This is a genomic window from Nocardioides montaniterrae, assembly GCF_054782655.1.
The window spans coordinates 21339-43175 of the sequence record NZ_BAAGSB010000017.1; the positions used below are offsets into that span (position 1 = coordinate 21339).

22 protein-coding genes are annotated in these 21837 nt (G+C 71.3%); 16 read left to right on the plus strand and 6 right to left on the minus strand.

The window, feature by feature from the left end; translation table 11 throughout:
• The first annotated feature begins 37 nt into the window (after window positions 1–37).
• Together ACYVJ3_RS16060 and ACYVJ3_RS16065 are read left to right on the plus strand one after the other, a co-directional pair.
• A complete protein-coding gene (locus ACYVJ3_RS16060) occupies window positions 38–1528 on the plus strand; it encodes an acyl-CoA carboxylase subunit beta (protein ID WP_460854082.1) in 1491 nt (496 codons plus the stop codon).
• Window positions 1525–1746, plus strand: coding sequence for an acyl-CoA carboxylase biotin carboxyl carrier protein subunit (locus ACYVJ3_RS16065; protein WP_460854083.1), 222 nt, complete (start codon window positions 1525–1527; stop codon window positions 1744–1746). Before ACYVJ3_RS16060 ends, ACYVJ3_RS16065 begins: the two co-directional genes overlap by 4 nt.
• Here the strand turns inward: ACYVJ3_RS16065 and ACYVJ3_RS16070 are convergent.
• Window positions 1730–2458, minus strand: coding sequence for a hypothetical protein (locus tag ACYVJ3_RS16070; protein WP_460854084.1), 729 nt, complete (start codon window positions 2456–2458; stop codon window positions 1730–1732). The genes ACYVJ3_RS16065 and ACYVJ3_RS16070 overlap by 17 nt on opposite strands.
• A 97-nt stretch (window positions 2459–2555) precedes the next feature.
• Here ACYVJ3_RS16070 and ACYVJ3_RS16075 point away from each other — a divergent pair, with 97 nt between their 5' ends.
• From ACYVJ3_RS16075 to ACYVJ3_RS16085, 3 genes are read left to right on the plus strand one after another with little or no spacing between them, the layout of a single operon-like run.
• Window positions 2556–4013, plus strand: coding sequence for an AlkA N-terminal domain-containing protein (locus tag ACYVJ3_RS16075; RefSeq protein ID WP_460854085.1), 1458 nt, complete (start codon window positions 2556–2558; stop codon window positions 4011–4013).
• A gap of 19 nt (window positions 4014–4032) precedes the next feature.
• Window positions 4033–4503, plus strand: a complete 471-nt coding sequence (locus tag ACYVJ3_RS16080) for a methylated-DNA--[protein]-cysteine S-methyltransferase (RefSeq protein WP_460854086.1) — start codon at window positions 4033–4035, stop codon at window positions 4501–4503.
• Between the two features lie 29 nt (window positions 4504–4532).
• Window positions 4533–4970, plus strand: coding sequence for a hypothetical protein (locus tag ACYVJ3_RS16085; RefSeq protein WP_460854087.1), 438 nt, complete (start codon window positions 4533–4535; stop codon window positions 4968–4970).
• Window positions 4971–5043: 73 nt separating this feature from the next.
• Here the strand turns inward: ACYVJ3_RS16085 and ACYVJ3_RS16090 are convergent, their stop codons facing one another.
• Window positions 5044–5766, minus strand: a complete 723-nt coding sequence (locus ACYVJ3_RS16090; protein ID WP_460854088.1) for an IclR family transcriptional regulator — start codon at window positions 5764–5766, stop codon at window positions 5044–5046.
• 93 nt (window positions 5767–5859) lie between these two features.
• Between ACYVJ3_RS16090 and leuC the strand changes: the two genes are divergently transcribed.
• The 3 genes from leuC to ACYVJ3_RS16105 all read left to right on the plus strand — a co-directional run bounded on the left by leuC (window position 5860) and on the right by ACYVJ3_RS16105 (window position 8855).
• Window positions 5860–7263, plus strand: a complete 1404-nt coding sequence (leuC, locus tag ACYVJ3_RS16095) for a 3-isopropylmalate dehydratase large subunit (protein ID WP_460854089.1) — start codon at window positions 5860–5862, stop codon at window positions 7261–7263.
• A 5-nt stretch (window positions 7264–7268) separates the two neighbouring features.
• Window positions 7269–7862, plus strand: a complete 594-nt coding sequence (gene leuD, locus ACYVJ3_RS16100; RefSeq protein ID WP_460854090.1) for a 3-isopropylmalate dehydratase small subunit — start codon at window positions 7269–7271, stop codon at window positions 7860–7862.
• Between the two features lie 246 nt (window positions 7863–8108).
• Window positions 8109–8855 carry an HU family DNA-binding protein gene (locus ACYVJ3_RS16105; RefSeq protein ID WP_460854091.1) on the plus strand — a complete coding sequence of 249 codons (747 nt, stop codon included), beginning with the start codon at window positions 8109–8111 and terminating at the stop codon, window positions 8853–8855.
• A 48-nt stretch (window positions 8856–8903) separates the two neighbouring features.
• On the opposite strand, the gene cofC is transcribed toward ACYVJ3_RS16105, so the two are convergent.
• Window positions 8904–9527 carry a 2-phospho-L-lactate guanylyltransferase gene (gene cofC / locus ACYVJ3_RS16110; protein WP_460854092.1) on the minus strand — a complete coding sequence of 208 codons (624 nt, stop codon included), beginning with the start codon at window positions 9525–9527 and terminating at the stop codon, window positions 8904–8906.
• Between the two features lie 24 nt (window positions 9528–9551).
• Between cofC and ACYVJ3_RS16115 the strand changes: the two genes are divergently transcribed.
• The 6 genes from ACYVJ3_RS16115 to ACYVJ3_RS16140 are packed head-to-tail and all read left to right on the plus strand — an operon-like array spanning window position 9552 to window position 17532.
• Window positions 9552–11204, plus strand: a complete 1653-nt coding sequence (locus tag ACYVJ3_RS16115; RefSeq protein ID WP_460854093.1) for a sugar porter family MFS transporter — start codon at window positions 9552–9554, stop codon at window positions 11202–11204.
• A gap of 9 nt (window positions 11205–11213) precedes the next feature.
• Window positions 11214–12218, plus strand: coding sequence for a carbohydrate kinase family protein (locus ACYVJ3_RS16120; protein ID WP_460854094.1), 1005 nt, complete (start codon window positions 11214–11216; stop codon window positions 12216–12218).
• 10 nt (window positions 12219–12228) lie between these two features.
• Window positions 12229–14577: a glycoside hydrolase family 65 protein gene (locus ACYVJ3_RS16125; protein ID WP_460854095.1), complete on the plus strand. Its 2349-nt coding sequence runs from the start codon at window positions 12229–12231 to the stop codon at window positions 14575–14577.
• 7 nt (window positions 14578–14584) lie between these two features.
• Window positions 14585–15766: an ROK family transcriptional regulator gene (locus tag ACYVJ3_RS16130; protein ID WP_460854096.1), complete on the plus strand. Its 1182-nt coding sequence runs from the start codon at window positions 14585–14587 to the stop codon at window positions 15764–15766.
• A 9-nt stretch (window positions 15767–15775) separates the two neighbouring features.
• A complete protein-coding gene (locus tag ACYVJ3_RS16135) occupies window positions 15776–16531 on the plus strand; it encodes a lysophospholipid acyltransferase family protein (RefSeq protein ID WP_460854098.1) in 756 nt (251 codons plus the stop codon).
• Window positions 16528–17532, plus strand: coding sequence for an NAD(P)H-dependent glycerol-3-phosphate dehydrogenase (locus ACYVJ3_RS16140; RefSeq protein ID WP_460854099.1), 1005 nt, complete (start codon window positions 16528–16530; stop codon window positions 17530–17532). The genes ACYVJ3_RS16135 and ACYVJ3_RS16140 overlap by 4 nt, the downstream gene beginning before the upstream one ends.
• Before the next feature lie 191 nt (window positions 17533–17723).
• On the opposite strand, the gene ACYVJ3_RS16145 is transcribed toward ACYVJ3_RS16140, so the two are convergent.
• Window positions 17724–18803 (minus strand): trans-sulfuration enzyme family protein, encoded by a 1080-nt coding sequence (locus ACYVJ3_RS16145; RefSeq protein ID WP_460854100.1) that lies wholly within the window; start codon window positions 18801–18803, stop codon window positions 17724–17726.
• Window positions 18804–18826: 23 nt separating this feature from the next.
• Here ACYVJ3_RS16145 and ACYVJ3_RS16150 point away from each other — a divergent pair, with 23 nt between their 5' ends.
• Window positions 18827–19891, plus strand: a complete 1065-nt coding sequence (locus tag ACYVJ3_RS16150) for a D-alanine--D-alanine ligase family protein (RefSeq protein WP_460854101.1) — start codon at window positions 18827–18829, stop codon at window positions 19889–19891.
• 4 nt (window positions 19892–19895) lie between these two features.
• Here ACYVJ3_RS16150 and ACYVJ3_RS16155 read toward each other — a convergent pair whose 3' ends face one another.
• Both ACYVJ3_RS16155 and ACYVJ3_RS16160 read right to left on the minus strand, forming a co-directional pair.
• Window positions 19896–20393, minus strand: coding sequence for a DUF3515 domain-containing protein (locus ACYVJ3_RS16155; protein WP_460854104.1), 498 nt, complete (start codon window positions 20391–20393; stop codon window positions 19896–19898).
• Entirely contained in the window at window positions 20372–20608 is a 237-nt protein-coding gene (locus ACYVJ3_RS16160; RefSeq protein WP_460854102.1) for an Lrp/AsnC family transcriptional regulator, read from the minus strand. The genes ACYVJ3_RS16155 and ACYVJ3_RS16160 overlap by 22 nt, the downstream gene beginning before the upstream one ends.
• A 120-nt stretch (window positions 20609–20728) precedes the next feature.
• On the opposite strand from ACYVJ3_RS16160, the gene ACYVJ3_RS16165 reads away from it, so the two are divergent.
• Window positions 20729–21697: a thiamine-phosphate kinase gene (locus ACYVJ3_RS16165; RefSeq protein WP_460854103.1), complete on the plus strand. Its 969-nt coding sequence runs from the start codon at window positions 20729–20731 to the stop codon at window positions 21695–21697.
• The last annotated feature ends 140 nt before the right edge of the window (window positions 21698–21837 follow it).

The window sequence follows — 21837 nt, forward strand, 5'->3', positions numbered from 1 at the left end:
ACCATAGACAACACAGAGCCCCAACGGGAGGAACCCGATGACCCAGCAGCTCGAACGCCCCGCCACCCGCCCCGCCCCCGCTCACCACCGCGACGTCCTGGAGGACCGTCGGGCGCGCGACATCCCGGCGCCCCGCGGGGTCCGGGTCTACACCGCCGGGGAGCGCGCCCGGGGCCTCTGCGACCCCGGGACGTTCGTCGAGCTGACCCCGATGCGGGCCGGCGGAACCTCCGGAACCGTCGCCGGTTGGGGCGATGTCGAGGGGCGTCCGGTCGTCGTCATCGCCCACGACGCCGCCGTCGCCGCGGGTGCGATCTCGGCCGTCTTCGCCGAGGGCGTGCAGAAGGCGCAGCGCCTCGCGATCGATCGCGGCTTCCCGATCGTCTACCTCAACGACTCCAGCGGCGCCCGCATCCACGACGGCATCCACGCCCTCCACGGCTGCGGTGGCATCTTCAAGCTCAACGTCGAGGCCTCGACCAAGGTCCCGCAGATCTCGGTGATCCTCGGCCCGTGCGCCGGCGCCGCGGCGTACTCGCCCGCCCTCACCGACTGGACGATCATGGTCAAGGGCGCCGCGCAGATGTTCCTGACCGGGCCCGACGTGGTGCGCTCGGCCACCGGTGAGGACGCGACCGCCGACGAGATCGGCGGCTCGGGCATGCACACCCGCGTCAGCGGCGTGGCCCACCTCGAGGTCGAGAGCGAGGACGCCGCGATCCAGGCGACCCGCGACCTGCTCTCCTACCTGCCCAGCGCCGTCGGTGGCGAGCTCCCGCTCCGCACTCCCCGCGAGCCCGACGCGCGCGCCGCCGAGCGGCTCCCGCACGTCGTGCCGGACAAGTCCTCGGTCGTCTTCGACATGAACCAGGTGCTCGACGGTGTCCTCGACGCCGGCCCGCGACTGACGCTGATGCCCGACTACGCGCCGTCGATCCTGACCACGTTCGGCCGGCTCGCTGGCCGCCCGGTCGGCGTGCTGGCCAACCAGCCGGCCGCCCGCGGCGGCATCCTGGACGCGAAGTCCTCGGTCAAGGCGAGTCGCTTCGTCGAGTTCTGCACCCGCTTCGGCGTACCGGTCCTGACGTTCGTCGACGTGCCCGGCTTCCTGCCCGGCACCGTCGAGGAGTCGCGTGGCGTCATCACGCACGGCGCCACGCTGCTGCGGGCGTACGCCGCCGCGACCTCGCCGCTGCTGACCGTGGTGGTCCGCAAGGCGTACGGCGGCGCGTACATCGCGATGGGCTCCAAGTCGCTCGGCGCCGACTTCTCGTGGGCCTGGTCGGGCTCCGAGGTCGCCGTCATGGGGCCGGGTGGCGCGGTCAACCTGCTGCACCGCCGCGCCCTCGCTGCGTCCGACGACCCGGAGACGCTGCGCGCGGACCTCGCGGCCGACTACCGCGAGGAGGTCGCCCGCCCGTGGCTGGCCGCCGAGGCCGGCATCATCGACGACGTCATCCTCCCCGAGGAGACGCGCGAGCGGATGGTCGCTGCGCTGGCGATGCTGTACGCCGGCGGAGCCCGATGAGGCCCGTCCTGGCCCCGATCGTCGCGACGGTCTGGAAGATCGACGTCGCTCTCGGGGACAGGGTGGAGAAGGGCCAGCAGGTCGCCGTCCTCGAGTCGATGAAGATGGAGATCCCGCTCAACGCACCGGCCAGCGGCGTCGTGATGGCGCTCCCTGCCGCGATCGGTCAGATCGTGCAGGAGGGCGAGCCGGTCGCGTTGATCAATCCTGCTTCTTAGGCGCTGCCTTCTTGGCCGGAGCCTTCTTCGCGGCCGGCTTCGGAGCGGCGGCCTGCTTCGGGGCAGCGGGCAGTGCGGGCGCGGCGGCCGCCTTCTTGGCTGCCGCCTTGGTGGCGAGCGCTGCCTTCGCGACCCGAGCGGCCTCGGCCTTCGCCTCCTTGGCGGCAGCGGCGGCCTCGGCCTTCGCCTGGCGGGCGGCTGCGGCGGCCTCGGCCTTCGCCTCCTTGGCGGCCTGGAGCTCGGCGTCCTTGGCGGCCCGGACCTCGGCGTCGGTCAGCTCCCGGGTCAGCACCCGAGCCGCCCGGTTCTTCGCCGGCGTCGGATCGGTGCCGACGATCGCGAAGATCGGCGAGGTCAGCTTCTCCAGCGCGGTGACGGCCTCGGCGTGCCGCTCGGCCAGCTTGGCGACGACACCGGCGAGCTCGGCCTGAGCCTCGGCCAGGGTCGCGACCGTCTCGGCGAGCTCGCGCTGGCGCACGATGAAGTCCTGCAGCGGCTGGGCCGTCGCGCCGGCGATGCCGGTGATGCCCGCGGCCAGGCCCGCGACCGTTCCGGCGAGGTCGGCCACCTGTCCGGCGACCTGACCGACCAGCTCGTCGGGCCGGGTCACCGCGGCACCGGCGATGCCGGCCGTCGTACGGACCGTCTCGGCGGCGAGCTTCGTCGCTCCTCGCTGTACGGCGAACAGCAGGTCGAGGGGGTTGTCAGCCATGGCGACAGAGTGGCAGACGGCAGCGCGTTCCGACCATGAATACGGTCATGTCCGATTTCCGCTAGAAGGTGTCGGTGGCGACGGGCAGGATGGAGACATGACCCAGCCCGACACCGACGAGGCCCGCTACACCGCGGTGAAGTCGCGCGATCGGCGCTACGACGGGGTGTTCTACACGGCCGTCCGCACGACCGGCATCTACTGCCGCCCGTCCTGCCCGGCCCGTACGCCGGCCCGCGGCAACGTCAGCTTCCACCCGACCGCGGCGGCCGCGCAGCTCGCCGGCTACCGCGCCTGCAAGCGCTGCCTGCCGGACGCGACACCCGGCAGCCCCGAGTGGGACGTCGCCGCGACCGCAGCCGGGCGGGCGATGCGGCTCATCCTCGATGGCGTCGTCGACCGCGAGGGCGTGCCCGGTCTCGCGGCTCGGATGGGGTACGCCGAGCGGCACCTCAACCGCGTCCTCACCGCCGAGCTGGGAGCGGGGCCGCTCGCGCTCGCGCGGGCACAGCGCGCGCAGACCGCGCGGATCCTCATCGAGACCACCTCGCTGCCGTTCGCCGACGTCGCGTTCGCTGCGGGCTTCGCCAGCGTCCGGCAGTTCAACGACACCGTCCGCGAGGTGTACGCCGCCAGCCCGACCGAGCTGCGTGGCCGGCGCGGGGGAGTCGGAGGGAGCGGCATCGAGCTGCGGCTCGCCGTACGTGCGCCGTTCGCGGGCCGCGCGTTGCTCGACTTCCTCGCGGTCCGCGCGGTGCCGGGCATCGAGACGAGCGGGCCGGGCTGGTACGCCCGGACGCTCGACCTCCCGCACGGACCGGCGACGGTCCGGCTCGAGCTCGACGACGTGGCGGGGGAGGGGACGGCGTTCGTCCCGGCGAGGTTCGTCCTCGCCGACCTGCGCGACCTCGGCGCGGCGATCGCCAGGACGCGCCGGCTGATCGACGCGGACGCCGACCCGGTCGCGGTCGACGACCACCTCGCTGCCGACGCCACGCTCGCGCCGCTCGTCGCGCGGCGGCCGGGGCTCCGCGTGCCCGGTCACGTCGACGGCGTCGAGCTCGCGACCCGCGCCGTGCTCGGCCAGCAGGTCAGCGTGGCCGCCGCCCGGACCCTCGCGGCTCGGCTCGTCGCGGCGCACGGCGAGGAGGTCGAGACCGACGTACCCGGCCTGACGCACCTGTTCCCGTCCGCGCCGGCGCTGGCCGCGATCGACCCGGGGTCCGTCGCGGTGCCGCGGGCGCGCGGCCGGTCGCTGATCGGCATGGCCCGCGCGCTCGCCGACGGCGACCTGGTCCTCGAGCCGGGGCCGGCCCGCTCCGACGTACGCCGCGACCTGCTCGCCCTGCCCGGCATCGGCCCCTGGACGGCCGACTACATCGCGCTGCGTGCGCTCGGAGATCCGGACGTGTTCCTGCCGACCGACGTCGGCGTACGCAACGCTCTCGGTGGTCGGGCCGGCCGACACCCGGACCCCGAGGCCTGGGCGCCCTGGCGCTCGTACGCCCTGCTGCACCTGTGGACCTCGCTGACCCCGACCCCTGAGGGAGAATGACCGCGACATGTGGACCGTGATGAGGAGCCCGATCGGGCCGCTGCGGATCGTCGAGCACTCCGGTGCGATCACGGCGATCGAGTTCAGCCCGTTCATCGACCAGTCGGGTCGGCCGAAGGGCGAGCGCGCCGACGACGCACCGCTGCTGCGTGCCGCCGTCGACCAGCTCACGGCGTACTTCGCCGGCGAGCTCACCACCTTCGACCTCCCGCTCGAGCCCTACGGCAGCCCGTTCCAGCAGGCCGTGTGGGCTGAGCTGGTCAAGATCGACTACGGCCAGACCGCGTCGTACGGCGAGATCGCCGCCCGCCTCGGCAAGACCAACGCCGCCTCCCGCGCGGTCGGCGTCGCCAACGGCGCCAACCCGATCCCGATCGTGATCCCGTGCCACCGCGTGATCGGTGCCGACGGCACCCTCACCGGCTACGCCGGCGGCATCGAGCGCAAGCAGACGCTCCTCGACCTCGAGCGCACCGACCAGCTGTTTTGAGGGGCGCCCGCCGGGGCAGGACGTGGTGCGTGACGACGCCACGACTCTCGCCGCAGGGCAAGGCGCAGGCCGCGTTCGGCATCGGCCTGCTGCTGGCCCTGCTCAGCGTGCCGTTCGCCGACGACCTGGCCCGGCTCCTCGTCGACCTCGGTGTCGCCGGCCGTGGGGCCGCGCCGCACAACGTGCGCGTTCTCTGGCTCGCCAGCGCGACGCTGCTGCCCCTGACCGTGGCGATCGGGTCGACCCTGCGCAGGGGCTGGCTGATGCCGCTCGGCTACTGCGTCGGTCTGCTTCCGGTGCTGCCGCTGCTCGGCGGACGTCGGCTCGCGTTCGAGCGCAACATCGACGCGGATCCGCAGGCCTCGGTCGGCGCGACGTTCCTCGTCGTTGCCCTGCTGCTGGTGTGCACGATCGTGCCGGTGGTGGCGGTCAACCTCGCTCGGCCGGTACGGCCTGAGGGCGGCTGATCTGCGGCATCAGTTCTGAGGTTGTGAAGTGGAGCGAGGCCCAGGGGCCTCGCTCCACTTCACAACCTCGAGGTCACTCGGCGGCAGCCCGCCGCAACGACTCCGACAGCCGCTCGGCGGCGGCGAGAACGGCGGGGGCGTGCATCCGGCCGGGCTGGCGGGAGAGGCGCTCGAGCGGCCCGGACACGGAGACCGCCGCGATCACCTTGCCGCCGGGGGAGCGGATGGGGGCGGAGACGGACGCGACGCCCTGCTCGCGCTCGCCGACCGACTGGGCCCAGCCACGGCGGCGGATCGCCGACAGCTCGGCGGCGGAGAACGCGGAGTTCTGCAGGCCGCGGTGGATGCGCTCCGGGTCGTCCCAGGCGAGCAGGACCTGTGCGGCCGAGCCGGCCCGCATGGTCAGCTGCGAGCCGACGGGGATGGTGTCACGCAGGCCGGAGGGACGCTCGGCCGCGGCGACGCAGACGCGGTGGTCGCCCTGGCGGCGCCACAGCTGGGCGGACTCGCCGGTGATGTCGCGCAGGCGGGCCAGGACCGGTCCGGCGGTCGCCAGCAGGCGGTCCTCACCGGCTGCGGCGGACAGCTCGGCCAGGCGCGGGCCCAGGACGAACCGGCCCTGCATGTCGCGCGCCACCAGCCGGTGGTGCTCCAGCGCGACCGCCAACCGGTGCGCGGTCGGCCGGGCCAGGCCGGTCCCGGCCACCAGGCCGGCCAGGGTCGCAGGTCCGGACTCCAGTGCAGTGAGCACCAGGGCCGCCTTGTCGAGTACGCCGACGCCGCTCGAGTTGTCCATATGGCAATACTGCCGTCTCAGCCCCTGGGATGCAAGCGGTAGGCTGGTGAGCAGCAGCTCAGACCGGGCTGCGCAGCACTCACGGAGGTAGTCATGGGCAAGACCCTGGCGGAGAAGGTCTGGGACGAGCACGTCGTCCGATCGGTCGATGGTGAACCGGATCTGCTCTACATCGACCTTCACCTTCTGCACGAGGTGACCAGCCCGCAGGCGTTCGACGGCCTCCGGATCGCGGGCCGCAAGGTCCGCCGTCCGGACCTGACCCTCGCGACCGAGGACCACAACGTCCCCACGCTCGACTGGGACAAGCCGATCGCCGACCCGGTCTCCAAGACCCAGGTCGACACCCTGCGCAAGAACGCCGCCGAGTTCGGCGTACGCCTCCACCCGCTCGGTGACATCGAGCAGGGCATCGTCCACGTCGTCGGCCCGCAGCTCGGCCTGACCCAGCCGGGCATGACCATCGTCTGCGGCGACTCGCACACCTCCACGCACGGCGCGTTCGGCGCCATCGCGTTCGGCATCGGTACGTCGGAGGTCGAGCACGTCCTGGCGACGCAGACCCTGATGCAGGCCAAGCCCAAGACCATGGCGGTCACCGTCAACGGCACGCTGCCGGCCGGTGTCACCTCCAAGGACCTGATCCTCTACCTGATCACCCAGACCGGCACCGGTGGTGGACAGGGCTACATCGTCGAGTACCGCGGGCAGGCCATCGAGGAGCTCTCGATGGAGGGCCGCATGACGGTCTGCAACATGTCGATCGAGTGGGGCGCGAAGGCCGGCCTCATCGCTCCCGACCAGACCACCTTCGACTACATCGAGGGCAAGCCCGAGGCGCCCAAGGGCGCCGACTGGGACGCCGCGGTGACCCACTGGAAGACCCTCGTCACCGACGCCGACGCGCGGTTCGACAAGGAGATCGTCATCGACGCGGCCGACGTGACGCCGTTCGTCACCTGGGGCACCAACCCGGGTCAGGGCGCGCCGCTCGGCTCCAACGTTCCGGTCCCGTCGGACTTCGCCGACGAGCAGGACCGCATCGCCGCCGAGAAGGCGCTGGAGTACATGGGCCTCGAGGCCGGTCAGCCGCTGCGCGAGGTCAAGGTCGACACCGTCTTCGTCGGCTCCTGCACCAACGGCCGCATCGAGGACCTCCGCCTCGCCGCCGACATCATCAAGGGCCACAAGGTCGCCGACGGCACCCGCCTGCTCGTCGTCCCCGGCTCGGTGCGCGTGCGCAACCAGGCGATGGAGGAGGGCCTGGACAAGGTCTTCATCGAGGCCGGCGCCGAGTGGCGTGGCGCGGGCTGCTCGATGTGCCTGGGCATGAACCCCGACACGCTCGCCCCGCAGGAGCGCAGCGCGTCGACGTCCAACCGCAACTTCGAGGGGCGCCAGGGCAAGGGTGGTCGCACCCACCTGGTGTCCGTCCCCGTCGCGGCGGCCACCGCCGTCCGCGGAACCCTCTCGTCCCCCGCCGACCTGGAGGCCTGATCACCATGGAGAAGTTCACCTCCCACACCGGTACGGCGCTCCCGCTGCGTCGCTCCAACGTCGACACCGACCAGATCATCCCGGCGGTCTACCTCAAGCGCGTCACCCGCACGGGCTTCGAGGACGGCCTGTTCGCCGCGTGGCGCAACGACCCGGAGTTCGTGGCGAACAAGCCCGAGTACCAGGGTGTCTCGATCCTCGTGGCCGGTCCCGACTTCGGAACCGGCTCCTCGCGGGAGCACGCCGTCTGGGCGCTCATGGACTATGGCTTCAAGGTCGTGCTCTCGAGCCGCTTCGCCGACATCTTCCGCGGAAACTCCGGCAAGGCCGGGCTCCTCTCGGTGCCCGTCGAGCAGGACGTCATCGAGAAGCTGTGGGACCTGGTCGAGGCCGACCCGGCCACGCAGATCACCGTCGACCTCGAGGCCAAGACCGTCACCGCCGGTGACCTCGTCGCACCCTTCGAGATCGACGACTACACGCGCTACCGCCTGCTCAACGGCCTCGACGACATCGGCATCACGCTCGGCAACGAGGCCGACATCTCGGCGTACGAGTCGAAGCGGCCGACCTGGAAGCCGGTCACGCAGCACGCCTGATCCATACGTCATCAACACCGAAAGCCCCCATTTCATGGGGGCTTTCGGCATTTCGGAATCAATTCGTACGCCGATTGGTCGATGCCGCACATCGCGGATCCCGCAAAAAAAGGGCAAATAGTGCGGCGTGGTGATTGGCAGAAGGGGGTTTCCTGCTTAGCGTCATCGACTAAGGACGTCGGGCGAGGGCCCGGCTGCGGACCAGCAAAGGGCGGCGGGGAAGCCGCCCTTGCGGAAGGACAAGTAGTGAACAAGTCTCAGTTGATCGATGCGCTCTCCGAGCGTTTCGATGGCAACCGCAAGGCGGCAGCGAACGCTCTCGACGCCGTGCTCGACACCATCACGCGACAGGTCGCGAAGGGCGAGAAGGTCGCCATCACCGGCTTCGGCTCCTTCGAGAAGCTCGTGCGCAACCCGCGTCTGGTCCGCAACCCGCAGACGGGTGAGCAGATCAAGACCAAGAAGAAGTCGGTTCCGAAGTTCACTCCGGGCCAGGACCTGAAGAACATCATCTCCGGCGCCAAGAAGCTGCCGCCGCTGCCGAAGGCCAAGAAGGCCGCCGCCAAGCCGGCCGCCGTCGCCGCGCCCGTCAAGAAGGCAGCCGCCTCCGCGTCCAAGAAGGCCGCTCCGGCCAAGAAGGCGGCGACGTCCGCCGCCAAGAAGGCCACGGCTCCGGCCAAGAAGGCCGCTGCTCCGGCGAAGAAGGCCGCGACCACGGCGGCCAGCACCGCCGCCAAGAGGGCCGCTCCGGCCAAGAAGGCCGCCACGACCGCCGCCAAGAAGGCGACGACCACGGCGACCAAGAAAGCCGCTCCGGCCAAGAAGACGGCGACCACGGCCGTCAAGAAGGCGACCGCTCCGGCCACGAAGTCGGCGCCGGCGAAGAAGGCCCCCGCCAAGAAGGCCGCTCCGGCTGCCAAGAAGGCCGCTCCGGCCAAGAAGGCGCCCGCGAAGAAGGCGCCCGCGAAGAAGGCTCCGGCCAAGAAGGCCTGACCTCACCGCACCGTCACGACGGGCCGTCCCTTCGGAGGCGGCCCGTCGTCATTCCTGGGGGAGGAGCCCCAACGCGGCCGCGGTCGAGCGCCCGACGCCGAGCCTGACCGCCTCGGCCAGCGTCGCCTCGTCGTCCACGTCGCGGCGCAGCCTGGCCAGCTCGCCCGCGATCGCGACCGCCCCGGTGCCCGCGTGCGCGGCGCGCGAGTCGATGCCGAAGTGCGGGTCGAACTCGTCGTACGCCGCCGTGTAGAGCGTGGTCCCGCTGCCTTCGGCGTCCGCGCAGTACGCCGGGCGCGACCCGACCGACGACAGTGCGACGTCCAGCTCGGCACCCGTGAGTGCCGGCAGGTCGGCGAGCAGCGCGACCGGTCGCAGCTCGGGCCAGCGGGCGGCCGCGTCCGCAGCGCCCAGGCGCAGTGCGGCATTCAGCCCGTCAGCAGGATCCGCGACGACCTCCGCGCCGAGCTCGCGTGCCGCGGGCGCGAAGTCGTCGTCGGTGATGACCACGACCCGGCGTACCCGCTCGGCGCGACGTGCGGCGTCGATCGTGTCGACCGCGATCGCGCGCGCGAGACCTGGGCGATCGGGGACCCCGGCGAGCCGGGACTTGCCCACCGCCGGTGACTTCACCGGGATCAGCGCGACGAACCGCAGCTCTGCGAGGGACACGGGTGCATCGTCCCAGGTGACGCCATGGGAGTCGGCAGGCCGGGGCCGCTTCGTTCAAAGAATGAACATCCGGCCCGTACCCATTCTCCGCGAGAGTCAAGACTTGAACATGGACCGGGAGGACGGTTGAGTGGCGTGCGTCACATTCTCGGACCGTCGGCTCCGCCCCACCAAGGCAGCCGGCAGCAGGAAGGAACCCCCATGAGCGAGCACGCGGCTCTGTCGGACGAACCATCGATCTTCGGCGACGACGAGGGAGGCAGCAGCACCGGCGTCATCCGGGTCGCCTCGGTTGCCGCGCTCGGCGGCTTGCTGTTCGGCTACGACAGCGCGGTGATCAACGGCGCGGTCGCCTCCATCCAGGACGCCTTCCACGTCAGCGACGGGGTGCTCGGCTTCGCGGTCGCCTCGGCGCTGCTCGGCGCTGCCGCCGGTGCGATGAGCGCGGGGCGCATCGCCGACCGGATCGGACGACTCAGGGTCATGAAGATCGCCGCGGTGCTGTTCTTCATCAGCGCCGTCGGCACCGGCCTGGCGCCGAACCTCACGCTGCTCGTCGTGGGCCGAGTCGTCGGCGGCGTCGCCATCGGCATCGCGTCGGTCATCGCGCCGGCGTACATCGCCGAGACGTCCCCGGCACGCATCCGCGGCCGTCTGGGCTCCCTGCAGCAGATGGCGATCGTGCTCGGCATCTTCTTGTCGTTGCTCGTCGACTACCTGTTGGCCCACGCGGCCGGCGGCGCGGACCAGGACCTCGCGCTCGGTCTGGAGGCCTGGCGCTGGATGTTCATCGCGATGGCCGTGCCTGCGGTGGTGTACGGCGTGCTGTCGATGACCATCCCGGAGTCCCCGCGCTTCCTGGTGGCGCAGCAGCGGATCCCCGAGGCCCGCAAGGTCCTCACCCTGCTGCTCGGCGAGGCGAACCTCGACATCACCATCGACCGGATCCGGACCAGCCTGCACACGGACAAGAAGCCGTCGTGGAGCGATCTGCGCCGCGCGACGGGCGGGATCTACCCGATCGTGTGGGTGGGCCTGGGCCTGTCGATCTTCCAGCAGGCTGTCGGCATCAACGTGATCTTCTACTACTCCAACATCCTCTGGGAGGCCGTGGGCTTCAAGGAGAGCGCATCGTTCAAGATCAGCGTGTTCACCTCGATCGTCAACATCCTCACCACCATCATCGCGATCGCGCTCGTGGACCGGGTGGGGCGCAAGCCCCTGCTGCTCGTGGGCTCGGCCGGGATGGCGGTGACCCTGGGCGCCATGGCGATCTGCTTCGGCACCGCCGACGTGGTCAACGGGACGCCCCACCTGCACGGTGCCGCCGGGCCGGTCGCGCTGGTCGCCGCCAATCTGTTCGTCGTGTTCTTCGGGATGAGCTGGGGTCCGGTCGTGTGGGTGCTGCTCGGCGAGATGTTCCCCAACCGGATCCGCGGTGCGGCCCTGTCGCTCGCCGCGGCCGGGCAGTGGGCGGCCAACTGGGTGATCACCGTCAGCTTCCCGCCACTCAAGAGTCTCTCCCTGGTGCTGGCCTACGGGCTCTACACGATGTTCGCCGTGCTCTCGCTGCTGTTCGTGGTCAAGCTGGTCAAGGAGACCAAGGGCATGGCCCTCGAGGACATGGACGAGACGGCGGGCGTGAGCCCCGAATCGCCCATCGCACCGGCACTCTGAGGATCCGTCATGAACACGAACACGAAGAGGCGTCGCAAGGTCGCGGTGCTCGGCCCCATCCCGCACGACCACATCACCACCCACAACGGCGAGGTCATCGACAAGTACGGCTGTGCGCTCTACACGGTCGCGGCGCTCGCCTCGCTGCTCGGTCCCGACGACGTCGTGTGCCCGATCGTCAACGTCCGTCAGCACGACGAGGCGCACATCAAGGAGGCGCTCAGCCAGTTCACCAACGTCGATCTCACCGGTATCCGGTCGGAGAGCGATCGCGGTGACGTCATCGAGCTGACCTATACCTCGCACAACCGGCGCGACGAGCGCCAGACGGGGTTCATGCACCCGATCGCGCCCGCCCACGTGGACTTCGCGCTCGATGCCGACATCTTCGTGGGGGTGCCGATCACGGACTACGAGCTGGCTCAACCGACGCTGGCCTACATCCGGGCCCACAGCGAGGGGACCATCCTGATGGACTGCCACGGCCCCACGGTCGCGCTGACTGCCAGCGGTCAGCGGGTGCCGCGGCTCTGGATCGACCGGGACCCGTGGCTGCAGAACATCGACATCATGAAGATGAACCTCGAGGAGGCGGGGTGCAGCTGGTTCCCGCCTCCGGGCGCTGACCCGGCCCTGCTGGGTGCGCCTCTTCCGGTCGAACAGCTCCCCGAGTTCGCCGAGCACTGCCTGGGCCTCGGCGTGAAGGCCGTGTGCGTGACGCTCGATGAGGAGGGCTGCGCCCTGTTCTTCAACGACGACAACGGCGAGATCGTGCACCACGTCGTGCCCCAGATCCATGTCCCCGACGTCGTCGACACCACCGGCTGTGGAGACTCCTTCGCCGCCGGGATGGCGTTCGGCTATCTCGAGACGGGTGATCTCGTCGCCGCGGCGCAGTACGGCAACGCGATGGGTGCGCAGCGCTGCTCGGGCAAGGACCTCTCGGTCTACCTGTCGCTGGAGCAGACCCGGGAGCAGATCCGGGTCGCGTACGGCGCCAGCGCGCGGGTCTGAGGGACGGGCGATGGAGAGCAACGACAGCTGGCTGCTCGAGGAGCAGGGCTGGGACCCTGCCCGTGCCAACTACCACGAGACCGTCTTCACCGTCGGCAACGGCCGGCTCGGCACCCGCGGGTGCCTGGAGGAGCGGCACACCGGTGCGATCCCCGGCACCTTCGTCGCGGGTGTGTACGACGGCCACGACTCGCCCGTCGTGGACCTCGTGACAGCACCGGACTGGCTCTCGACCGACGTGTACGTCGACGGCGTCCGCCTCGACACCCAGTCCGCGACCGTCGCGTCGCACCACCGGGTGCTCGACCTGCGTACCGGCGTGCTCACCCGCACCACCGAGCTCACCGATGCGGCGGGGCGCCGCACGCGGCTGGTGACCCGACGGCTGGCGAGCATGGCCGACCGCGACCTGTGTGCGCTGCAGATCGAGGTGACCCCGCTCGACCACGACGCCGAGATCGTCGTCCTCACCGGGATCGACGGTCACTGCCGCAACCTGGAGCGGTTGCCGGCGTACCCCGAGGGCACGAGGTTCGGCTACGACCGCAAGTGGGACAAGTGGGCCCGCTCCACCCACCTCGTCGAGCAGGGGCACGGCTTCGAGGCCGGCATCGGGCATCTGACGATGCGCACGATCGAGTCCGGCGTCGACATCGGGTACGCCGTCGAGGTGTCCACGCCCGGCGATGCCGTCCCGCGCCGCCAGGTCCAGCGTCATGAGTACGTCGGTGTGCAGCTCACCTTCGAGGGGCGAGCGGGGGAGCCGGTGGTCGTCGACAAGCTGGTCGCGATCGCCACCTCGCGGGACCCCATCGGTGTGCCGGACGTCAGGGCGCGCGCGATGGAGGTGCTGGGCCGGCACGGCGCGGGCGGCTACCAGGCCGCTGCCGAGGCCAGCGCCGTCGCGTGGGAGCGGCTGTGGGACGCCTCCGACATCACCGTGGTGGGCGACGACCGCGTCACCCTGGCGCTGCGGCTCTCGGTCTACCACCTGCTGATCGCGGCCAACCCCGACGACCCGACGGTCAGCATCGGCGCGAAGTCCCTGTCCGGCGAGGGCTATCGCGGCCACGTCTTCTGGGACACCGAGATCATGATGTTGCCGTTCTTCCTGTTCACCCAGCCACAGACGGCGCGCGCGCTGCTCGGCTACCGCCACCACACGCTGCCGGGGGCCCGGCAGGTCTCGCAGGAGAACGGCACCGGCGGCGCGCGGTTCCCGTGGGAGTCGGCCGGCACCGGGCTGGAGGAGTGCCCGATGTTCACCCCCGACGGGCAGAACCGCTTCTACACCCGCGAGGAGGAGGTCCACGTCTCCGCGGACGTCGCCTTCGGCATCGTGCAGTACGCCGCTGTCACCGGCGACGACGACTTCCTGCTCGGCGACGGCGCGGAGGTGCTGTTCGAGACGAGCCGCTTCTGGGTCGACCGGTGCGAGGCCGACGGCGACCGGCTCGCGATCAGGAAGGTGATGGGCCCCGACGAGTTCCACTCCCACGTCGACAACAACGCCTTCACCAACCGGCTCGCGGCATGGCACCTCGAGCAGGCCGTCGCGGTCCACGACCGCATGCGCACCGAGCGGCCCGAGCAGCTCGCCGAGCTGGCGGACCGGATCGGGCTCGGCCCGGACGAGCCCGCGCGCTGGGCGGACGCGGCTGCCCGGATCACGGCGGTGCCGGCCGCTGACGCGGGCCTGATCGAGCAGTTCGACGGCTACTTCGATCGTCTCGACGTCCCGGTCACCGACTGGGACGCGAACGACATGCCTCGCTACCCGGAGGGTCGCAACCACTTCAACTGTGAGGAGACCCAGCTGCTCAAGCAGCCCGACGTGGTGATGCTGATGTATCTGTTCCCCGACGCCTACACACCGGAGACGCGGCGCGCGAACTTCGACTACTACGAGGCCAGGACGCTGCACAAGTCATCGCTCAGCCCCTCCATCCACGCGATCGTCGGCCTCGAGATCGGTGACACCGAGCACGCCGAGCGGTACTTCGGTCGGTCGGCGTACGTCGACCTCGACGACAACCAGGGCAACACGGAGGAGGGAATCCACATCGCCTCGGCCGGTGGCACCTGGCAGATCGCGGTGCACGGCTTCGGGGGATTCCGGGTGCTGCAGGGCGGGCTGCACTTCGACCCCAAGCTGCCGGCCTCCTGGGAACGTCTGCGGTTCAGCGTGCGCCACGGCGACGCCGTCGTACGCGCCGACCTCGGACACGACGACGCGGTCCTCCTGATGGAGGGGGTCGCCGAGCTGCCGGTGGTGGTGCGCGGGGCGGAGGTCACGCTGCGGAACGGTGTCGAGCAGCGCGTGCCGCTCACCGCGTCGTGCCCGCCGTCGGGACGGTGAGGCGGGGGTGACGTCAGAGCCGCGCGAGGGGTCGCTGGCCGGCCTCCGGGAGTTCAACCGGGCCCGCATCATCGGCGTGCTGCGCGCCGCGGGCGAGCTGAGCCAGGCCGATCTGGTGCGGCACACGGGCCTCTCGGCCGCCACCATCTCCAACATCGTGCGCGACCTGGACGGCGCCGGTCTCGTCACGGTGCGGACGAAGGGGCGGCGCCGTACCGTCCGGCTGCAGCGCGTCGCGGGCTTCGTCGTCGGCGTCGACTACGGCCACCGGCACCTCTCCGTCGCCGTGGCCGACCTCGCCCACGAGGTGCTCGCCGAGCAGCGCGTCGAGCTGCATGAGGACATCGGCGCCCGAGCGGGCCTGGCGCTGGCTGCCGAGCGGATGCACCAGGTCCTCGACCAGGCCGGCGTGGCTGCGGCCGACGTGGTCAGCGTCGCGATCGGGCTGCCGGCGCCCATCGAGGCAGCCACCGCGCGCGTCGGTGCACCCTCCATCCTGCCGGGCTGGGTCGGCGTGCCGGTGCGCGAGGTGGCGGCCGCTGCCTTCGGCCTCGAAGCACCCCTTGCGGTCGACAACGACGCCAACCTGGGCGCCCTCGCCGAGCACCGCTGGGGCGCCGGCATGGGGTGTGACGACCTCGCGTACCTCAAGATCTCCGAGGGGGTGGGGGCCGGGCTGGTCCTCGGCGGACGGGCGTACGCCGGCCCCACCGGCACTGCGGGCGAGATCGGCCACCTGACCGTGGACGAGATGGGCGCGGTGTGCCGCTGCGGCAACCGCGGTTGTCTCGAGACCTTGGTCTCGGCGCGAAGCGTGGCCTCGATCCTCGAGCCCACCCATGGCCCGGGCCTGACGATCCGCGACATCGTGCAGGCCGCCGACGACGGTGATCGTGCCTGCGCGCGCGTCCTCACCGATGTCGGAACCCAGGTCGGCCGGGCGGTCGCCGACCTGTGCAGCCTGCTCAACCCCACGCTGGTCGTGGTCGGGGGCGAGCTCGCCCAGGCCAATGACTACCTTCTGCCCGCCATCCGTCGGGTGGTGGCGCGCTGCAGCGTGCCTGCTGCGGCCGACCGGCTACAGCTCAGGACGGCTGCGTTGGGCGACCGAGCGCACCTGCTCGGTGCCATCGCCCGAGCGCTGGATCCGCTGCCTGTCGGTCGACTCGACGGGCGACGTGACCGGTAGCCTGCACTCGTGACGGTGCGGAAGATGCGCGAGCAGCGCGGTTGGGCCTTCTGGTTCGCATGCTTCGTGGTGAAGCCGTTCATGTGGCTGGCGACGCGCCGCGAGTGGATCCATCCCGAACGCATCCCCGAGACCGGCGGCTTCGTCATCGCGATGAACCACATCTCCCACATCGACCCGATCACTGCGGCGCACCTGGTCTACGACTACGGGCGACTGCCGCGCTACCTGGCCAAGGCGGGCCTGTGGAAGGTCAGGCTGATCAAGCCGATACTCGACGCCACCGGGCAGATCCCGGTCGAGCGCGAGTCCAAGGGAGCGGACGCCTTCGCGGCCGCGGTCGACGCTGTCCACGCGGGCAAGGCGATCGTGGTCTACCCCGAGGCGACGCTGACCCGCGACCCCGACCTGTGGCCGATGACGGGTAAGTCGGGCGCGGCCCGGATCGCCCTTGCCACCGGCTGTCCGGTGATCCCTGTCGGTCAGTGGGGCGCCCAGGACCTGCTGGCGCCGTACGGCAAGCGCCTGCACGTGCTGCCGCCGCGCAAGCGCCTCGTCCAGCGCGTCGGCGAGGCGGTCGAGCTCTCCGATCTCGCTGCGCTGGAGCCGACACCGGAGGTCGTCGCGGAGGCGACGGAGCGGATCATGCAGGCGATCACGCACGAGCTGGAGCTCATCCGTGGCGAGAAGGCGCCCGCCCACCGTTGGGACATGAAGGTCGACGGCGACCGCTTCGCCACGAGCACCGATAAGGACACCAAGTGAGCAAGAAGGTCGCGGTGCTCGGCGCCGGTTCCTGGGGTACGGCGTTCTCGATGGTGCTCGCCGACGCCGGCAACGAGGTCAGCATCTGGGCGCGCCGCGACGAGGTGGCCGCGAACATCAACGAGCGCCACGAGAACGTCGATTACCTGCCCGGCATCGAGCTGCCGCGCGCGATCAGCTCGACCCACGACCCGGAGCAGGCGCTCGCCGGTGCCGACGTCGTCGTGCTCGCCGTGCCCTCGCAGTCGCTCAGCGAGAACCTCGGCCAGTTCATGCCGTACATCGCCGACGACGCCGTGCTGGTCTCGCTGATGAAGGGCGTCGAGCTCGGCACCCTGCGGCGCATGTCCGAGGTCATCGGCGAGGTCGCCGACGTGCCGAGCAACCGCATCGCCGTGGTCAGCGGCCCCAACCTCGCCCGCGAGATCGCCCGCCGCGAACCGGCCGCCTCGGTCGTCGGCTGCGTCGACGAGGAGGTCGCCCGCATGCTGCAGCAGCGCTGCCACTCGCCGGCGTTCCGGCCGTACACCTCCACCGACGTCCTCGGTTGCGAGCTCGGCGGCGCCTACAAGAACGTCGTCGCGCTCTGCGTCGGCATGGCCGTCGGCCTCGGCTTCGGCGACAACACCACCGCCTCACTGATCACCCGCGGCCTCGCCGAGACCGCCCGCCTGGCGATGAACCTCGGCGCCAACCCCCTCACCCTCATGGGGCTGGCCGGCCTCGGCGACCTCGTCGCCACCTGCTCCTCGCCGCTCTCTCGCAACCGCACCTTCGGCGAGAAGATGGGCCAGGGGATGAGCGTCGAGGACATCTACGCCTCCTCCCGCCAGGTCGCCGAGGGCGCGAAGTCCTGCTCCTCGATCCGGGCCCTTGCCGAGAAGACCGGTGTCGATGCCCCCATCGCCATCGCCGTCGACCAGGTCGTCGCCGGCCGCCTCACCACCGCCGAGCTGATGGAGTCCTTCATCAACCGCGACACGAAGCCCGAGCTCCACTGAGTCCATTGGCGCGAGCGCGTCGCCGCTGATCGGCGCCTCGCCTCACGTGCTCCGGCCACTCGCTCCGGTCCCTCGTTCCTCGCTCCCTGCGCTCGCGTCCTCCGCGCGCTCGGCAACCGGCGCCGGCGGCGCCGCGCTGCCGCGCACGCAGTCGAGGTCCGCTCGGCGCAAGGTCCATTGGCGGCCCGCGGTCACCTGACCGCGCGATCCAACGCCTGCCGCAGGTCCTCCCAGAGGTCCTCGACGTCCTCGATGCCCACGGACATGCGGATCAGTCCCTCGGGGATGGTCGGCGACTCGGTCTTCCAGCGGCGTCGCCGCTCGAAGGTGGACTCCACGCCGCCGAGCGAGGTGGCGTGGATCCACAGCGACGTGCCGCGCACGACGAAGTCGGCCTGCTCCGGCGTCGCCAGGACCGGCGCGACGATCGCCCCGAAGCCCGGGTAGCGCACCTCGTCGACGGCCGGGTGCTCGCGCAGCCGGGTGACCAGCTCGCGGGCGTTCGCCTCGGCCCGGTCCAGCCGCACGTGCAGCGTCCGCAGCCCGCGCAGCGCCAGCCAGGTCTCGAACGGCCCGGGCGTGGCTCCGGTGAGGTCACGCCGGCCCTTGACCGCGGCGTACGTCGCCTCGTCCTTGATCGTCAGCGTCCCCAGCTGTACGTCGCTGTGCCCGGCGATGTACTTCGTCGCCGAGTGCAGCACGATGTCGGCGCCGAGCTCCAGCGGCTTCTGCCGCAGGGGGGTGGCGAACGTGTTGTCGACGACCACCAGGATCCCGTGCTCGTGGGCCGCGGTCGCGAGTGCGGAGATGTCGGCCAGCTCGAGCGCCGGGTTGGTCGGCGACTCGATCCAGAGGATCGCGCAGTCCTCGTCGGCATCCATCGCCGCGATCACGGCGGCCGTGTCCGAGATGTCGACCAGCTGCGTCTTGATCCGGCCCCGGGACTCGGCGTCGGCCAGCGCGACCAGGCAGCCTTGGTAGGCATGCCGCGGCGCGATCACGCTCGACCCGATGCCGACCAGGTCGATCAGCATCGCCGCGGCGGCCATGCCCGAGGAGAACGCCAGCGTCCGACCGTCGCCCTCCAGTGCCGAGAGGGCGTCCTCGAACGCCGTCCAGGTCGGGTTGCCGTAGCGCCCGTACTCGACATCGCCCGTCGCGACGTACGTCGAGGCCATCGTGATCGGCGGGTTCAGGGGCGCGTCGGGAGTGTGGGCCGGACGGCCCGCGGTGACGGCCACGGTGCTGGGGTGCAAGCGCTCGATCGACATGGCCCAACGGTAAGGTCAGGCCGGTGAGCCAGCGCATCCGAGTCGCCCTCGTCTTCGGCGGACGCTCCACCGAGCACGCCATCTCGTGCGTCACGGCGGGCAGCGTCCTGAAGGCGATCGACCGCGACAAGTACGACGTCACCCCGATCGGCATCGCGACCGACGGGCGCTGGGTCCTCGAGGCCGACGACCCGGAGCGCTTCGCGCTCGGCGGACCGCGCGAGCTGCCGTCGGTCGACGGTGACCGTACGCCGGCCCGCCTGGAGACCGGCGAGGGCAGCGGCTTCGACGTCGTCTTCCCGCTGCTGCACGGCCCCTGGGGCGAGGACGGCACCATCCAGGGCCTGCTCGAGATGACCGACACCAGGTACGTCGGATCCGGCGTGCTCGCGTCCGCGGTCTGCATGGACAAGGCGTTCATGAAGGTCGTCCTCAAGGACGCCGGCCTGCCGGTGATGCCGGGCGCCACCGTCACCGCCCGTGAGTGGGCCCGGGACGCCGAGGGCGTGAGCGCCCAGGTCGGCGACCTCGGCTACCCGCTGTTCGTCAAGCCCGCCCGTGGCGGCTCCAGCATCGGCATCGCCAAGGTCCACGACGTCTCCGAGCTCGCCAGCGCCATCGAGGGTGCGCTCGCGCACGACCCGAAGGTCCTCGTCGAGGTCTCGGCGCAGGGCGCCCGCGAGGTCGAGTGCGGTGTCCTCGAGACGTTGGAGGGCGGCGTGGCCACCACCATGCCCGCCGAGATCCGGATCAGCAGCGAGCACGAGTTCTACGACTTCGAGGCCAAGTACAACGCGGAGGAGCACACCGAGCTCGACGTACCCGCCAAGCTCCCCGACGACGTCATCGACCGGATCCGCGAGATGTCGGCGCGCGCGTTCACCGCGACCGGCTGCGAGGGCCTGGCCCGCGTCGACTTCTTCTACTGCGCCGACGGCTCGCTGGTCATCAACGAGCTCAACACGATGCCCGGCTTCACGCCGTTCTCGATGTTCCCGCAGATGTGGGCCCACTCCGGCCTGGAGTACCCCGAGCTCGTCGACCGGTTGATCCAGCTCGCACTGAACCGCCCGACCGGCCTGCGCTGAGGCGTCAGACGCAGCTCTTGTTCTTGGTGAGGAGCCTGCGCACGGGGGCGGCGAGCTCGGCCATCGCGGCGGCGAGGGCGCCGGGGCGGTAGCGCGCCGGGATGACCACCTCGACGACGGGGGAGTAGCCCGGGGAGTACACGGTCGCGTCGAGCGACTGATCGGAGTACTGCGCGTTCGGCAGCCACCAGCCGACGCCGTTGGCGACCTCGCACTGCGCTCCGAGGCCGAACTCCTTCGGTACGCCGACCCCGCAGGACACCACGATCGCGGGATCGCCGTACGACGCCTGCGGGCCGGCGTCGGCGCGCGAGGTCAGCGTCTCGCCGGCGAGACGGTCGGGCAGCGCCTTCATGAACGCCGCACAGGTCGCGGCGTCCGCTCCGCTCGGATGGGGGACGGCGACGCCCCCACCGCAGGCGGTGAGGGCGAGGCTGAGAACGAGGGCGCCCAGGGCGGGCGCGAGCGACCTGCTCAGGATCAGATGTGGACGACGGGGCAGGTCAGCGTGCGCGTGATGCCGTCGAGCGTCTGGACCTTGGAGACGACCAGGGTGCCGAGCTCGTCGACCGTGCGGGCCTCGGCGCGGACGATCACGTCGTAGGGACCGGTGACGTCCTCGGCCAGCTTGACGCCGTCGATGGCGCCGACGGCCTTGGCGACCTCGGCGGCCTTGCCGACGTCGGTCTGGATGAGGATGTAGGCCTGCACCGTCATGGCGGGACTCCTGCCGGGGTCTGAATTGGTCGGAACTCCTAGAAACTACTCCCGTCCGCAGGAATCGCCCAATCCCAATCCGGGCGTCATCACCGCGCTCGGATCTGGTGGGATTGGCCCATGGCGGAGAGCGGAACGACCCTGGCGGACCTCGGCGAGTTCGGTCTGATCGACGCGGTCACAGCGGTGATCGCGGAGCTCGCTCCCGGCCAGGACGTGCTGGTCGGGCCCGGCGACGACGCAGCGCTGCTGCGCGTGCGCAAGGGCCACGTGGTGGTGTCCTCGGACCTGCTGGTGGAGGGTCGCCACTTCCGCCGCGACTGGGCGGACGCGACGGACATCGGCCACCGCGCCGCCGCCCAGAACCTGGCTGACGTCGCGGCGATGGGTGGCCGCGCGCAGTGGCTGACCATCGGACTCGCTGCGCCGACGGACCTGCCGGTCCAGTGGGTGCTCGACTTCGTGCGGGGCTTCTGCGCGGAGGCCTCGGCGGTCGGGGCCGGCGTCGTCGGGGGTGACGTCACCGCCTCCGACAAGATCACCGTCGCGGTCACCGTCATCGGCGAGTGCACGGTGTCCCCGGTCCTGCGTTCGGGCGCCTCGGTCGGCGACGTCCTCGCCCTGGCCGGTCGGCAGGGGTGGGCCGCGGGCGGGCTCGCCGTGCTCGGGCGGGGCTTCCGCTCGCCGCGGGTGCTCGTGGAGGCCTACCGCCGGCCCGAGCCGCCGTACGCCGCCGGCCCGGCGGCCGCGGATGCCGGCGCGACCGCGATGATCGACATCTCCGACGGACTCCTCGCCGACGCCGCCCACCTCGCCCGCGCCTCAGGCGTCTCCATCGACGTCGAGTCGGGGTCCTTCGACGTCGCCGAGCCGCTGCTCGCCGTCGGCCAGGCCATCGGCGCCGACCCGATGCGCTTCATCCTCACCGGCGGCGACGACCACGCCCTCCTCGCGACCTTCCCCGCTGGCTCGGTGCCCGCCGGCTGGGCCGTCATCGGTCGCGTCGTCGCCCCGTCGGAGTCCGAGGGGACGCGGGTGACCGTCGACGGTGCGGCGTACGACGGTCCGCAGGGGTGGACCCACTTCTGAGGTGCAGGTTTCCCAAGGTATGCAGGGAAACCTGCACGTCCCAGGCGCTCAAGGTCCAGCGGTCTAAGCAACGGGTGGTCAGGCTGCCTGGGTCAGCAGTTGGTTCAGCCGTTGGGCTGGGGTTTGCAGATCCAGGGTAG